This is a genomic window from Streptomyces violaceorubidus (genome assembly GCF_000717995.1).
Taxonomy (GTDB): domain Bacteria; phylum Actinomycetota; class Actinomycetes; order Streptomycetales; family Streptomycetaceae; genus Streptomyces; species Streptomyces violaceorubidus.
On the sequence record NZ_JODM01000062.1, the window covers coordinates 1 to 11,503 of the forward strand.

At 71.8% G+C, this 11,503-nt stretch carries 12 protein-coding genes and 1 pseudogene; 7 read left to right on the forward strand and 6 right to left on the reverse strand.

The window, feature by feature from the left end:
* Window positions 1–166, forward strand: a 166-nt coding sequence (locus IE94_RS0133355; protein WP_030191941.1) for a glycerophosphodiester phosphodiesterase, incomplete at its 5' end; no start/stop codon positions are given.
* A 6-nt stretch (window positions 167–172) separates the two neighbouring features.
* On the opposite strand, the gene IE94_RS40095 is transcribed toward IE94_RS0133355, so the two are convergent.
* Complete coding sequence (locus IE94_RS40095) at window positions 173–310, reverse strand: hypothetical protein (RefSeq protein WP_157849425.1); 138 nt, start codon at window positions 308–310, stop codon at window positions 173–175.
* Between the two features lie 95 nt (window positions 311–405).
* On the opposite strand from IE94_RS40095, the gene IE94_RS36460 reads away from it, so the two are divergent.
* Entirely contained in the window at window positions 406–897 is a 492-nt protein-coding gene (locus IE94_RS36460; RefSeq protein ID WP_037924450.1) for a nucleotide triphosphate diphosphatase NUDT15, read from the forward strand.
* A gap of 142 nt (window positions 898–1,039) precedes the next feature.
* Window positions 1,040–2,236 (forward strand): glycoside hydrolase family 64 protein, encoded by a 1,197-nt coding sequence (locus tag IE94_RS0133370; protein WP_030191946.1) that lies wholly within the window; start codon window positions 1,040–1,042, stop codon window positions 2,234–2,236.
* 111 nt (window positions 2,237–2,347) lie between these two features.
* Here the strand turns inward: IE94_RS0133370 and IE94_RS0133375 are convergent, their stop codons facing one another.
* The 4 genes from IE94_RS0133375 to IE94_RS0133390 form a co-directional block, all read right to left on the reverse strand.
* On the reverse strand, window positions 2,348–3,787 hold the full coding sequence (locus IE94_RS0133375) for a GH1 family beta-glucosidase (protein WP_030191948.1): 1,440 nt from the start codon (window positions 3,785–3,787) through the stop codon (window positions 2,348–2,350).
* Between the two features lie 46 nt (window positions 3,788–3,833).
* The gene (locus tag IE94_RS0133380) at window positions 3,834–4,757 is read right to left on the reverse strand and encodes a carbohydrate ABC transporter permease (protein WP_030191949.1); all 924 of its coding nucleotides are present in this window, start codon (window positions 4,755–4,757) and stop codon (window positions 3,834–3,836) included.
* A 12-nt stretch (window positions 4,758–4,769) separates the two neighbouring features.
* Window positions 4,770–5,762, reverse strand: coding sequence for a carbohydrate ABC transporter permease (locus tag IE94_RS0133385; protein WP_030191952.1), 993 nt, complete (start codon window positions 5,760–5,762; stop codon window positions 4,770–4,772).
* A 104-nt stretch (window positions 5,763–5,866) separates the two neighbouring features.
* Window positions 5,867–7,177 carry an ABC transporter substrate-binding protein gene (locus tag IE94_RS0133390; protein ID WP_030191953.1) on the reverse strand — a complete coding sequence of 437 codons (1,311 nt, stop codon included), beginning with the start codon at window positions 7,175–7,177 and terminating at the stop codon, window positions 5,867–5,869.
* A gap of 336 nt (window positions 7,178–7,513) precedes the next feature.
* Here IE94_RS0133390 and IE94_RS0133395 point away from each other — a divergent pair, with 336 nt between their 5' ends.
* Complete coding sequence (locus IE94_RS0133395; RefSeq protein ID WP_030191956.1) at window positions 7,514–8,527, forward strand: LacI family DNA-binding transcriptional regulator; 1,014 nt, start codon at window positions 7,514–7,516, stop codon at window positions 8,525–8,527.
* Between the two features lie 41 nt (window positions 8,528–8,568).
* A pseudogene (locus IE94_RS0133400) lies at window positions 8,569–9,132 on the forward strand (SAM-dependent methyltransferase); the annotation flags it as partial.
* A gap of 61 nt (window positions 9,133–9,193) precedes the next feature.
* Here IE94_RS0133400 and IE94_RS0133405 read toward each other — a convergent pair.
* The gene (locus IE94_RS0133405) at window positions 9,194–10,156 is read right to left on the reverse strand and encodes a zinc-binding dehydrogenase (RefSeq protein ID WP_030191960.1); all 963 of its coding nucleotides are present in this window, start codon (window positions 10,154–10,156) and stop codon (window positions 9,194–9,196) included.
* A gap of 108 nt (window positions 10,157–10,264) precedes the next feature.
* Here IE94_RS0133405 and IE94_RS0133410 point away from each other — a divergent pair, with 108 nt between their 5' ends.
* Both IE94_RS0133410 and IE94_RS0133415 read left to right on the forward strand, forming a co-directional pair.
* Window positions 10,265–10,882 (forward strand): TetR/AcrR family transcriptional regulator, encoded by a 618-nt coding sequence (locus IE94_RS0133410; RefSeq protein ID WP_209441106.1) that lies wholly within the window; start codon window positions 10,265–10,267, stop codon window positions 10,880–10,882.
* A 65-nt stretch (window positions 10,883–10,947) separates the two neighbouring features.
* Complete coding sequence (locus IE94_RS0133415; protein WP_030191964.1) at window positions 10,948–11,151, forward strand: hypothetical protein; 204 nt, start codon at window positions 10,948–10,950, stop codon at window positions 11,149–11,151.
* Window positions 11,152–11,503: the final 352 nt, after the last annotated feature.

An 11,503-nucleotide genomic window follows, 5' to 3' on the forward strand; every position in this document is an offset into this window, starting at 1 on the left:
CCAGCACACCGTCACCGACCAGACCCTCGTCGACCGCATCCACCAACTCGGCATGGACATCAACGTCTGGACCGTCGACGAACCCGGAGCCATCCGCAAAATGACCGGCCTCGGCGTCGACGGCATCATCACCGACTACCCCCAGACCCTCACCCAACGGGGGTGACACGACTCAGGGACGCGCGGCCCGGTCCAGCTCGACGAGGACCGAGCAGTACGCGCGACCGGTGACGCGGTCCATGCCGTCGGTGACCGCGCGCAGTTGACCCACGTCGGCCAGGTGCTGCACCGAGCAGGTCGGGTGCGGCACCGCCGAGCCGGTCGCACGGCGGATCGTCAGCGCCTGTCGGGGCCCGCGCCGCCCCCGGTGGCCGCCGGGACTCCCGACGGTGTGGAATGAGCCGCGTGAACTCCTCCGCACCGCGCGCCGAGCGCCCCGAACGCGCCCACCCCGCCGCCCAGAGCCTGACCGGCGTCGGCCTCGCCGTCCTCGATCCCGCCGGCCGGGTCCTGCTCGGGCTCGGTCACGACGGACGCTGGGAACTGCCCGGCGGCAAGGTCGACGCGGGCGAGGACTTCGAGACGGCCGCCGTCCGGGAGCTGGTGGAGGAGACCGGGCTCGTGGCGGCCCCCGCGCACGTGCGGGTGCTGGCCGTGCTGGTCGACGGCGTGGGCGGGCTGACCCGCGTGACGGCCGCGGCCGTCACCGAGCGGGCGGCCGGTACGGCCCGGGTCACCGAGCCCGACAAGATCGAGCGCTGGGAGTGGTTCGCCCGCGAGTCGGTCCCGTCCGCGCTCTTCCCGCCCTCCGCCTCGGTCCTGGACTGCCTGTGGCCGGGGGCGCGGCGGCGGGGTGCCGCGGGAGTGCGGCACTATCCGGTCGCCGGGCCGCGGTGACCGGCGGCACGGGCCGGGGCGGGCGGACCGCGGCGTCGTGGTTCCGCCGCGCACATTGACATGAACGCGCCCCGGCGCAACGCTGAGAGCGCTCTCACAATCGGTACGGACCAATTCCCCCACACCCGCACGGAGGTGGAGAGTGCTCTCCCGACTCAGACACCGTCTGCTCGCCGTGGCCGCGGCCGCAGCCCTGACCGGCGCCCTGCTCTCGTTCGGCGCCGCACCGCCCGCTGACGCCGCGGTGCCCGCCACCATCCCCCTGAAGATCACCAACAACTCCGCCCGTGGCGACGCCGTCCACATCTACAACCTGGGCACCTCGCTGACGACCGGCCAGCAGGGCTGGGCGGACGAGAACGGCACCTTCCACGCCTGGCCCGCCGGCGGCAATCCCCCCACCCCCGCACCGGACGCGTCCATCCCCGGACCGGCCGCGGGGCAGACCAAGACCATCCGGATCCCGAAGCTGTCGGGACGCATCTACTTCTCCTACGGCCACAAGCTCGACTTCCGGCTGACCACCGGCGGCCTGGTCCAGCCCGCCGTCCAGAATCCGAGCGACCCCAACCGCGACATCCTCTTCAACTGGTCCGAGTACACGCTCAACGACGGCGGACTGTGGCTGAACAGCACCCAGGTCGACATGTTCTCCGCGCCGTACACGGTCGGCGTGCAGCGCGCCGACGGCAGCGCGATCAGCGCCGGTCAGCTCAAGGCCGGTGGCTACCGCGGGGTGTTCGACGCGCTGCGGGCCCAGCCGGGCTGGGGCGGCCTGGTCCAGACCCGGCCCGACGGCACCGTACTGCGGGCGCTGGCACCGCTGTACGGAGTGGAGACCGGGGCGCTGCCCGCGTCGGTCGTGGACGACTACGTCAACCGGGTCTGGCAGAAGTACACGACGAGCACGCTCACCGTCACGCCCTTCGGGGACCGGCCGGACACCAAGTACTTCGGGCGCGTGTCGGGCAACGTCATGAACTTCACCAACACCTCCGGCGCGGTCGTCACCAGCTTCCAGAAGCCCGACGCCTCCAGCGTCTTCGGCTGCCACCGGCTCCTGGACGCGCCCAACGACCAGGTGCGCGGGCCGATCTCGCGCACGCTGTGCGCCGGCTTCAACCGCTCGACGCTGCTGAGCAACCCCAACCAGCCCGATCCCTCGGCGGCGGACTTCTACCGGGACTCCGTGACCAACCACTACGCCCGGATCATCCACGAGCGCATGGCCGACGGAAAGGCGTACGCCTTCGCCTTCGACGACGTCGGCAACCACGAGTCGCTGGTGCACGACGGCAACCCGGCCGAGGCGCGGCTCACGCTCGCGCCGCTCGACTGACCCGGCCTCGCACAGGGGTCCGCCCCCGTCCGCCGCGCGTGCGGCGGACGGGGGCGGATCCGTGGTGCGGCACGCCTCGCGGGGCGGCTGGTGCGTGCCGCACCCACCCGGTCAGGCCCCGGGCAGTACACCGGTGCGGGCGACCTCGGAATACCAGCGGGCGCTCGCCTTGGGGATGCGGGCGCCGGTCGGGTAGTCGACGTAGACGGCACCGAAGCGCTTGCTGTAGCCGTGGGCCCACTCGAAGTTGTCCAGCAGGGACCACAGGAAGTAGCCGCGCACGTCCGCGCCGTCCAGGATGGCCTGGTGGACGGCGGCCAGGTGCCCGCGTACGTAGGCGATCCGGGCGGGGTCGTTGACCCGGCCCTCGGGGTCGGCGTAGTCGTCGAACGCGGCGCCGTTCTCGGTGATGACCAGCGGCAGCTTCGGGAAGTCGGCGGCCAGTCGGCGCAGCAGGTCGTACAGACCGGTGGGGTCGACGGCCCAGCCCATGGCGGTGGTGTCGCCGGGCGGCTGGTGGAAGGCGACCCGGTCGGCACCCGGCCAGGGGCTGTGGGCACTGTTGCCGTGCCCGTCGGAGGTGTGGGCGGCGCTGCCGTCGGTCTCGGAGACGACGGTGGGCGTGTAGTAGTTGACGCCGAGGAAGTCCAGCGGCTGGTGGGCCCGGCTCAGGTCGCCGTCCTGGACGAAGGACCAGTCGGTCAGCGCGGCGGTGTCCTTGAGCAGGTCCTCCGGGTAGGCGCCGTTCAGCATGGGGCCGGTGAAGACCCGGTTGGCGAGCGCGTCGATGCGCCGGACCGCGTCGGCGTCGCCGTCGCTGCCGGTCAGCGGGCGGACGTGGTGGATGTTGAGGGTGACGGACACCTGGGCGTCGGCGCGGACCCGGTCGCGCAGCGCCTGGACCGCGAGGCCGTGCGCCAGGTTGAGGTGGTGGGCGGCGCGCAGGGCGGCGACCGGGTCGGTACGGCCGGGGGCGTGCACACCGGAGCCGTAGCCGAGGAAGGCGCTGCACCAGGGCTCGTTGAGGGTGGTCCAGGTCTTCACCCGATCGCCGAGGGCGTCGGCGGCCAGGGCCGCGTACTCCGCGAACCGCTCGGCGGTGACGCGCTCGGGCCAGCCGCCCGCGTCCTCCAACTCCTGGGGCAGGTCCCAGTGGTAGAGCGTGGCGACGGGCTGGATGCCCTTCTCCAGCAGTTCGTCCACCAGGCGGCGGTAGAAGTCCAGGCCCTTCTGCACGGCGGGGCCGCGGCCGGTGGGCTGGATGCGGGGCCAGGCGAGGGAGAAGCGGTAGGCGCCCAGGCCGAGTTCGGCCATGAGGGCGACGTCCTCGCGCCGGCGGTGGTAGTGGTCGGTGGCGATGTCACCGGTGTCGCCGTTGCGGACCCGGCCGGGGGTGCGGGCGTAGGTGTCCCAGATGGACGGCGTGCGGCCGTCCTCGGCGGCGGCCCCCTCGATCTGGTAGGAGGCGGTCGCGGAGCCCCAGAGGAAGCCCTTGGGGAAGGTGCGGGCGGCGTCCGGGGCGGACGCGGTCTGCTGTGCTGCGGTGACCACGTAAGTCCTTTCGGGGTGGGGGTGCTGGGAGCGGCGGTGCGGCGGGTCAGCCCTTGACGGCTCCCGCCATGATGCCGCTGACGATCTGGCGGCCGAAGACGACGAACATCGCCAGCAGCGGCAGCGTGCCGAGCAGCGCGCCGGCCATGATGAGCGACTGGTCGCGGACGTAGCCCGCGCTGAGCTGGGTGAGCGCGACGGGGACCGTCGGGTTGGTCATGTCGAGGACCACGAACGGCCAGAAGAAGTCGTTCCACGCGTGCACGAACGTGATCATGAACAGGACGGCCATCGCGGGGCGCGCGATGGGCAGCACGATGCTCCAGAAGATCCTGAGCGAATGCGCCCCGTCCACGCGTCCGGCCTCGACGAGTTCGTCCGGCAGCGCCTCGGTCAGGTACTGCCGCATGAAGAACACGCCGACCGCGCTCACCAGCGTCGGGAAGATGACGGCGGGCAGCTGCTGCGACCAGCCCAGGTCGGCCATCAGCATGAACAGCGGCACCACGGCGAGCTGCGGCGGCACCATCATGGTGCCGATCACCAGCATGAGCAGGGCGTTGCGGCCCTTGAACCGCAGTTTGGCGAAGGCGAATCCGGCGAGCGTGGCGAACAGCACCGTGGACAGGGCGATCACCCCGGCCACGATCAGGCTGTTGATCATGGCCTTGCCCATCGCCGCCTCGTCCCAGGCCCGGGCGAGGTTGCTGAACAGGTTGGGGCCGGGCAGGAACGGGGGCGGCGTCTGGCTGACCCGGGTGTTGTCGGTGGACGCGGCCACCATGGTCCAGTACAGGGGGAAGATCGACAGGATCGCCATGATGGCGAGCAGGACGTAGGCGAGGGGGCCGGCGTGGTGCTGGCGGCCGGCGCGCTGGCGCAGCAGCCGGCGGCCGCCGCGGCCGCTCGCCCTCACGGCGGTGGTCCGGGCCGGGGCGTCGGTCCGGGCCGGGAGGCTTTGGGTGGTCATGGCGACTCCAGGTCAGGACGTGCGGGAGCGCAGGCGCTTGATGACGCGCTGCACGACGAAGACGAGGACCAGCAGCATGAACATCGCCCACGCGACGGTCGCCGAGCGCCCCATCTGGTAGTTCTTCCAGCCCTCCTCGTACAGCAGCAGGCCCAGCGTCTGGTACTGGTTGTCCGCGCCGCCGGTGACACCGTTGGGTCCCTGGCCGAAGATCAGCGGCTCGCCGAAGAGCTGGGTGGCGCCGATCGTGGAGAGCACGATGGTGAAGACGATTGTGGAGCGGATGCCGGGAACGGTGACGTGGATGAACTGCTGCCACCGGGAGGCGCCGTCGAGTGAGGCGGCCTCGTACCGGTCGGCGGGGATGGCCTGCATCGCGGCCAGGTAGAGCAGCGCGTTGTAGCCGGTCCAGCGCCAGATGACGATGGTGGAGATCGCGATCTGGGCCGGCCACTTGTCGGCCTCCCAGTCCACCGGGTCGATGCCGACCGAGCCGAGCGCCCAGTTGATCATGCCGAAGTCGCGCTCGAAGATCATGGTGAAGACGAGGGCGGCCGCGGCGACCGAGGTGGCGTAGGGCACCAGGGAGGCGACCCGGAAGAACAGCGAGGCGCGCATCCGGTAGTTGAGCAGGTGCGCCATGCCGAGCGCCATCATCAGCTGCGGGACCGTGGAGATGACGCCGATGGTGATGGTGTTCTGCAGCGCGTTCCAGAACCGGGAGTCGCCCCACAGCTCGACGTAGTTGTCGAACGCCACCCAGTCCATGACGTCGAGGGTGGCCAGCTCCACGTCGTGCAGCGAGATCCACGAGGTGTAGATGAGGGGGTAGAAGCTGAACGCGGCGAAGATGACGAAGAAGGGCGCGACGAACACGTAGGGGGCGCCCTTGATGTCGAGCCGGTGCAGGAGCGGGCCGCGCCGCCGGGGGGTGTCCCCGCCCCCGAGGGGGGACGGACGCGGAGGCTCGCCCCCGGCCAGGGCCTTGGTGGTGGAGGTGGCCACCGGACTTCCTTCCTGAGAGCGGAGGTGTGGGCGGGGCGCCGGGCCCGCCGGCCAGGAGCTGTTCCTGGGCGAGGGCGGGCCCGGTCTGCCTCGGGAGCGGAGAGTCAGCCGACCGCCTTCTCGATGCGCTCCCCGGTGGTCTTCCACGCCTCGTCACGCGTGGCGTCGCCCTGCTCGATCAGGGCCAGGCCCTGGGAGAAGGTGTCCTTGATCGTGCCGTCCTTGCGGCCGAGGACCTGCTTGTCCGGGATCTCCTGGGCGGCGGCACCGAAGATCTGGCCGATCGGGGCACCGCTGAAGTACTCGGACTCGGCGTTCTTCACCTCGGGGCGCTCCAGCGCCTCGCGCGAGGAGGGGATGTTGCCGATCTCCTTGAAGATGTGGGCCTGCTGCTCGGGCGCGGTGAGCCAGGCGACGAGCTTCTTGGCCTCCTCCTTCACCGGGCTCTGCTCGACCACGCCGAGGAAGGAGCCGCCCCAGTTCGCGCCCTTGGGCGCCTTGGCCACGTCCCACTTGCCCTTGTTGGCGTCGCCCGCCTTCTCGCTGATGTGGCTGAGCATCCACGCCGGGCACACCGCGGTGGCGAAGGTTCCGTTGGCCAGGCCCGGGTCCCAGCCCGGCTGGAACTGGCGGAGCTTGGCGGTCAGCCCGTCCTCGGCCGCGTCGGCGGAGAGCGTCCACGCCTCCTTGACGGCCGGGTTGCTCTCGTAGATCAGCTCGCCGTTCTCGTCGTAGTACTGCTCGGGGTAGCCGTAGACCATGGCGTTGAACAGGCCGCTGGCCGCGTCCATGTAGGCCACGTCGCCGCCCTTGAAGTCCTTCTTGAAGGTGCGGCCGACCTCGACGTACTTCTTCCAGTCGCCCGCCCAGAGCTTGGCGACCTCCTCGCGGTCGGTGGGCAGGCCCGCCTTCTCGAAGTAGTCCTTGCGGTAGCAGACGGCCATCGGCCCGATGTCGGTGCCCAGGCCCAGCACCTTGCCGTCCTTGGTGCTGATCTGGGACTCCTTCCACGGCAGGAAGTGGTCGGTGCCCGGCACGTCGGAGAAGTCCGCGAACTTGTCCGCCTGGGTCTCGGTGATCTCCTTGGCCCGGCCGATCTCGATGCCCTGGATGTCCTTCAGGCCCTTGCCCGCGGCGAGCCTGGTCTGCAGGGCGGTGTAGTAGGTCTGCTCGTCACCGGCTATCTCGGCCTTGATGTCGACATTCGGGTTCTCCTTCTCGTACTGCTCGAGAAGGCCCGTCTCCTTGATGCCCATCACCCCGTACATGCCCATGGTGATGGTGACCTTGCCGTCCTTCTTGCCACCGCCGGTGGCCGAGTCGTCGCTGCCGCCGCAGCCGACGACGAGTGCCAGCGCGCCGACGGCCGCGGCCGTGGCCACCGCCCCTCTGCGCAACGAACCGAGAGTGCCCATGGATCTCCTCCTAGCGACGGCGCTGACACATCGGAGTGACGAGTTCTGCGATGACTACTGCGATGGCTACAGCGGCTACAGCGATGAAAGACAGCGGCTCGAACAGGGGGTGGGAACGTGCCCAATTTGGTGGGCACGTTCCCACCGGCGCATCGAAGACTCGTGGGAACGGGCCCTGTCTGTCAATGACTTGAAAGCAAGTTGTCACAACCACCCGGTCGCCGCGTTCGCCTGCCGGAGCCCCGGGGGTGCTCCGCCGAGTGCGGTGTCTGCAAGAATTGCCGCAGGTCACCTCCGCGGCAGACAGCGCCGCCGCGGCCGCCGAGGGGGGAGCACATGACCGGCAACCGCCGTCCAACGATCAAAACGGTCGCCGCCCGCGCCGGCGTGGGCCGCACCACCGTCTCCCGTGTCGTCAACGGCTCGGAGCTGGTCAGTGCCGATGCCCGCGAGAGGGTACTTGCGGCGATCAAGGAACTGAACTACGTTCCCAACTCGGTCGCCCGGGGCCTGGTCACCAACCGCACCAACGCCGTGGCCCTGGTGATCCCGGAGTCGGAGAGCCGGCTCGGTTCGGAGCCGTTCTTCGCCGCGCTCATCCGGGGTGTCAGCGGCGCCCTGGCCGAGAGCCGCACCCAGCTGCAGCTGATGCTCGTCCGCGACCAGGCCGAGCGCGACCAGCTGACCGAGTCGGTCGCGACCCGCCGGGTGGACGGGGTGCTGCTGGTCTCCGTGCACTCCGAGGACCGGCTGCCGGGCATGCTCGAGGAGATGGGCCTGCCCACCGTGCTGGCCGGCCGCCGCGACGCGGGCGAGCGGCTGAGCTACGTCAACTCCGACAACGCGGGCGGGGCCGCCGCCGCGGTGCGGCACCTGCTGGAGCGCGGGCGGCGCCGGGTCGCCACCATCACCGGACCGCTGGACATGGACGTGGGCCGCAGCAGGCTCGCCGGCTGGCGCGCCGCGCACCGGGAGGCGGACCTCCCTACGGCGGAACTCCTCGTCGAGGCGGGCGACTTCACCGAGGAGGGCGGCGCGAGCGCCATGCGTTTGCTTCTTGAACGCGCCCCCGACCTGGACGCCGTCTTCGCCGCGTCCGACCTCATGGCGGTCGGCGCGCTGGCCGAACTGCGTCGGCACAAGAGACAGGTGCCGGGCGATGTGGCCGTCGTAGGATTCGAGGATTCCGTCCTGGCCCGCCACACCAACCCACCGCTGACTACGGTGCGTCAGCCGGTGGAGGAACTGGGCCGGACCATGGCCCGCATCCTCACGGACATCACGCAACACGGCGCACCCCGACAGCAGATGACGCTGCCGACGGAGCTGGTGGTGCGCGAGTCGTCGTAGGTGCGGGGACTCATCGCGGGGAGGGCGGCCCGGCGTCCGGCGGCCGGGTGCGGGCCCGGGCCGAGGAACTCCCGGCGGGACTGGGCGACTTCACCGTGGCGAGGCTCGCCCGGTCGTTCCACTGGATGGACCGCGAGCTGGTGGCGGCGAGGGTCCGGGGCATGCTGCGGCCGGGCGGCGCGCTGGTGCACATCGCGGACCTCAAGGGGGAGACCCGGACCGTCGACGGGCTGCCGCACCCTCCCGTCCCGCACGCGGCGATCGACGCCCTGGTCCGCCGGTATCTGGCGCCGGTCCGCCGGGCGGGCCGGGGGCTGCTGCCGCGCGGCACGCCCTCCGGTGAGGCCGCGGTGCCGGCCGGGGCGGGCTTCGCCGGCCCGTACCGCCATGTCGTGCCCGGGGGGCAGGCGATGGTGCGCACGGGGGACGACGTCGTCGCAGGGGTGTGCTCCCTGTCGTTCTCGGCCCCGCACCTGTTCGGCGCGCGGCTCGCCGCCTTCGAGGCGGAGCTGCGCCGGCTGCTGCGCGAGGTCTCGCCGTCGGACCGCTTCTCCGTGCGCAGGCCGGGCACCGAGGTGTTCGTCCGGCCGCGCGGGACGGGCTGAGCGCGTCCGCCGAGGGCGGCACCGGGCGGGCCGTGGCTCCGGGGGCGGCGCGGCCCCCGGGTCACGGGGTCAGTACGATCCGCCCGAAGACCTCGCCCGCGTCCATCCTGCGGTGCGCCGAGGCCGCCTGGTCCAGAGGCAGCACATCGTGCACGACGGTCTCGATCTCTCCCCGGCCCGCGGCGGTGAACTGCTCGGCCCGCACGGCCCGCAGCTCGGTCTCCGGGACGGTGGCGGCGCTGAAGGTGGCGAACGACATGGACTTCTGGAACGAGGCCATCAGACGCGTGCCGAAGTCCGCGGGCGGCTGCCCCGCGACGGCGCCGACGACCACCATCCTGCCGTTCGGCGCGAGCCTGGCGAAGAAGGAGGGCAGCTCGGCTCCCGCGACGACGTCCACGATGACGTCGAAGGTCTCGGGGGCGTCCGCGTCGCCCGTGCCGGAGCGGTCCAGCACGTGGGTCGCGCCGAGCCCGCGCAGCCGCTCGCCCCGCGCGGCCGACGAGGTCGTGACCGCCACCGCCGCGGCACCGCCACGTGCCGCGAGCTGGACCGCCATGATGCCGATGCTGCCTGCCCCGCCCCGCACCAGCACCTTCTCCCCCGGGGTGAAGTGGGCGTGGGCGAGCCCGAAGTGCGCCACCGCCCCGGCACTTCCGATGGTCACCGCGTCCAGGGCGGACAGGCCCTCGGGGAGCGGGAGGACGTCGTGGAGCGGGGCGGTCGCCCGCTCGGCGTAGCCGCCTCCCACGCCGGTCTGCGCCCATACGCGCCGGCCGGTCCAGGACGGATCGACGCCCGCGCCGACCTCGGTGACGGTACCCACCACCTCTCCGCCGGGGACATGCCCCTCCTGGAACCCGTAGGAGGCGAGCGTGCCACGGCGAATGGCCACGTCGGCGCCGCTCACGCCGATCGCCTCCGTCGCGACCAGCACCTCTCCCGCGGCGGGCACGGGGACGGGGAGGTCGACGACTTCCAGCCCCTCGGGTCCGCCGAACCGCCGGATCACCACTGTCTTCATTCGCCACTCCTCGCTCACCGAAGCCGTGCCCCCCATGTTTCTGGGTCCTGGGGCCGTGCTCCTCGGACGTTAACGGACGCCCCCGTCCACTTCGCTAAAGTGAGAGTGGTGACCGATCAATTGCCTCACCCCCTGCGTTCCGACGCCCGCGACAACCGGGAGCGCATCCTCGACGCGGCCCGTGCACTGTTCGCCGCCGAAGGGCTCGGGGTACCGATGCGGGAAGTCGCCCGGCGGGCCGGTGTGGGGCCCGCGACGCTCTACCGGCGTTTCCCGACCAAGCAGGAGCTGGTCACCGAGGCCTTCGCGGACCAGCTGCGCGCATGCCGGACGCTGGTGGACGAGGGCCTGGCCCACCCCGATCCCTGGGCCGGTTTCTGCCTCGTCGTCGAGAAGACCTGTGAGCTGCACGCCCGGCACCCGGGCTTCACCGAGGCGTTCATGGCGGCCTACCCGGACGCCATGGACTTCGCCGCCGCCCGCGCGTACTCGCTGAAGTCCGTCGGTGAGCTGGCCCGTCGGGCCAAGAGGGAGGGGGGTCTGCGCCCCGACTTCGTCCTGGACGACCTCATCCTCATGATCATGGCCAACCGGGGCATCCACGCCCTGTCGACGGCCGCCCGCGTCGCGGCCTCCCGGCGCTTCGCCGCGCTGGCGATCCAGGCGTTCCGAGCCTCCCCCGAGCACACGCCGTTGCCGCCGGTGCCACGGTTGGCGCCCGCGTGAACCCGACTGGCCCAGTGCGGCGGCCGCGAGCGTTTCCCTCCAGGACCCCGTTCGTTGGGACGGACATGATCAAGAAGCTCGCCTGTGTCTCCGTCCTGGCCACCGCTCTGCTGGTCTCCGCTCCCCTCGCCGAGGCGGCTCCCGTGCCCGGCCCGTCCGCCGGTGTTCCCGGCGGTCCGCTGCTGGACGGCCTCCTGGGATCGCTGGAGGTGGGGCATCCGGCCACCTCGCCGCAGTCGCTGCTCCCCCAGGGCCTCCTCGGCGGGTGAGACGCGCGGGGCGCCAGGGGGTGATTGCGTGCAATCACCCCCTGCGCCTGCGATGACCGGTTCGGTGGTCCGCTCCACCGGCCCCTCCCGGGCCCGCCAGACGGCGGCAGGCTTCCCGTAACCGGCGTCCGGGACTCTCCAGGGAGTCATTCGAACGTGGGAGGCTCCAGTGAAGTTCGTGAGCAAGAAGCGTGCCGGGGTGGTCGTGGCGGTGCTGAGCGGTCTGGCCCTGGCGGCGACCTCGACGACCGCGCAGGCCGCCACCGGACCCGACGTCATCGCCCACCGCGGCTCCTCCGGCATGGCACCCGAGAACACCGCCGCCGCCATCGACCTCGCCGTCCGCCAACAC